3 protein-coding genes are annotated in these 2,776 nt (G+C 36.9%); 1 reads left to right on the top strand and 2 read right to left on the bottom strand.

What is annotated here, in order from left to right; translation table 11 throughout:
• Positions 1-549, bottom strand: a 549-nt coding sequence (locus VK998_RS01530; RefSeq protein WP_325224700.1) for an MtnX-like HAD-IB family phosphatase, incomplete at its 3' end; no start/stop codon positions are given.
• A 179-nt stretch (positions 550-728) separates the two neighbouring features.
• On the bottom strand, positions 729-2,255 hold the full coding sequence (locus VK998_RS01525; protein ID WP_325224703.1) for an aldehyde ferredoxin oxidoreductase family protein: 1,527 nt from the start codon (positions 2,253-2,255) through the stop codon (positions 729-731).
• 166 nt (positions 2,256-2,421) lie between these two features.
• On the opposite strand from VK998_RS01525, the gene VK998_RS01520 reads away from it, so the two are divergent.
• Positions 2,422-2,776: hypothetical protein (locus tag VK998_RS01520; RefSeq protein ID WP_325224697.1), on the top strand; the 355-nt coding region annotated here is incomplete at its 3' end.

Genomic DNA, 2,776 nt, shown 5'->3' with positions numbered 1-2,776 from the left:
TATATCTGTAGATCCATCTCCTATAAATATAATCTTATCATACTTCTTTTTATATTCCTTTGCAATTTCCACCTTAAAATCAATATAATCGTCCTTGACAATTAAATCGGGATAATGTATTTCATCATAATGTTCTACTTTCATTGAATCACCATTAAATATCAATTTATTTGCATAAATAGGTATATCCTTAAATCCATGTTTGGCTAAAAATGGTTTAATACCCGTTTCAAAACCACCACTAACAATTGCAAAGGGAATTTGATTTTTTATCAAATTTTTATAGAAAAGTTCAAATCCTTCTTGTAACTTGATCTCATTTAATATAAAGTCTAGATAATCTGGTTTCGATAATTTAACACTGCTAAATTTTATATTGGCTAAAGTTTTCAGATCTATTTCTCCATTATAATATCTTTCTCTTAATTTTTGTATAAATTCTTTATCACCAATTTTATTAAATAGTTTAATATTAGTATCTTCTGTAGTTATAGTACCATCAAAATCACATAGAACTGCTACACTTTTGTAGTTATTTAAAGTTTTCATCTTTACCTCCTAGTTTATTAAATGTCAAAGTTCAATTATTATCTCATCCATTATCAACTGGTATTATACCAACTAGCCCTAAAAAAAGCAAAGGAACTCTATTAGAGTTCCTTTGCTTTTTTTAGGAAAAACTATTCTAAATTTGTATTATATCTGTTTCATATTCATAGGAAAGAAAGTTAACCATTTATAGCCCAGCCTAAATATAATCTTTTCAAAGTTCCTATAGTTGGATTGCCAGTTTCCTCATCCCAACCTGCTATTTGATAATATAATTCTTTAGACTTTTTATACTTTTCTTTATCTAAAGCTACTCCCTTAGAAGGCCCATCTTTGAAAGGTTCAAACAATCTTTCAGGTAAAGAATCATCTTCTTTTGTAAAACCTTCTCTAGCATTAAAATATCTCATCATATTTATCTTTCTTTCACCTATCTCCATTAGTTCATAAAGGGAGGTCTCCCAATCTATACCATATTTAGCTAATAAAACTAAATCCTTTGGTCCATACAAACTTGAAACTCCCCATAAAAATTGACATAAAGACAATGTATCTATGGTGGATTCAAAGCATTGGGTATTAAAGGCAAATCGAGTCTTTTCATCGTCTAATTCAAAATTATCATCATAGCCTTTGTATATACCTAGCATTGCTAAATTCTTCCTTGCCTCACTTTCTGGTGGCAACGTCAATACTGGATCATGTTCTGAAGATTGGTGGTCAGCTCCAAAGGGATTTACTGCATATATTAATCCTAAAGATGGTTTATATTGAGGCATATGAGCCGGTAATTCTTGTTTTTTTGCTGTCATACTATACTTTTCAGCACCTTTTCCTAGTTCCTTTGCCGCTCTATAACTTCCTTCTGCTAATAAGTTCCCTATGCCTTCCCTTTTTCCAATCTTTTCTATTAATTTTATCAATGATTCATCATTACCAAATGTCAGTTCTAATCCATCTGTATCTTCCTTGGTCAATATTCCTTCTTCAAAACATTCCATAGCAAAAGATATAGTAGCGCCACAAGATATAGTATCTAAACCATACATATTACATAATTGATTGGCTAAAGCTACCGTTTCTAAATTAGTAATACCACAGTAAGAACCTAAAGCAGCAGCTGTTTCATATTCTGGTCCCCCATAAATAGGGTCTACTTTTCCTTCTATCTCCACTACCCTTTTACATCTTACAGGACAAGCATAGCATGTATCTCTTTTCTTTAGTATAGTTTCTGTCATAGTAGTTCCTGTTATATTTTCTGCACCTTCAGGGAAATATCCAGATATCCAATTTCTAGTAGCTAAAAATCCATTTTTATGATGACTAATAAGTCCTCTATCTGTACCGTGTTCTCCTAATTGTTGTAACCCATGGCTATTGTTAAATCTATCTACACCTTCTCTAGCTAATTTTTTAAAGTTCTCTTCATCTGCTGCTTTAAGACCTAGTTTTTTCTTTACAACTATGGCTTTCAAATTTTTAGAACCCATTACTGCTCCTGTACCATTTCTACCATTGGCCCTATTACACATGTTTATAACATTTGCAAACTTTACTAAATTTTCTCCTCCAGGTCCAATTTGTGCTATATCTACGTTTTTTTCTCCTAAATCTTCTCTTATTAATTCTTCTGCATCGCCAGTAACTTTGCCCCATATCTTTGAAGCATCTCTTAATTCTACCTTATCTCCGCTCCGAACCAGTTCGGAATCGGTCCCGTTCCGGTCCCCTGCACCGTAAAACCTTCGCTAATCTACAGAAAAGGGCTTGCGGCGGCGCCGCAGGTATCGCATAATCGTAGGTGATTGTACGGAACGCTGGGCCATCCGCCCGCACACACAGCCCGCAACACACGCGAGGAGAAATCGCTTGAAGAGTCGCGGAGAACGCAGCATCGAAGCCCTGACCTGGGCATCCGTGGTCATGTGGCTAGGCTTCGCGCTGATCATGCATCTGCTGGAATATGCGTGGCTGGTGCTGATGGTGCTGGGCATCATCCTACTCAGCTCGGCGATCTATCAGCGCAGCCGGGGATGGCACACTTCGTTGATGATCTGGATCGGCGGCGTGTGGATGGCGATCTTCAGCGTCATCGAGGTCACCAACGAGATCGTCGCCGCGCTGAGCACCGACGGCGAAGGCTTGCAGATCGATATGTGGGTCTACCTCGGGATCGCGCTAATCTCGATGGGGCTGGCGGTCGTGTTGCGACATATCCAGCCAT

The sequence above is a fragment of the Schnuerera sp. genome, assembly GCF_035459645.1.
Classification (GTDB): Bacteria; Bacillota; Clostridia; order Tissierellales; family Tepidimicrobiaceae; genus Schnuerera.
The sequence above is the reverse complement of the archived record's forward strand: the minus strand, read 5'-3'. Positions and strand labels throughout refer to the sequence as shown.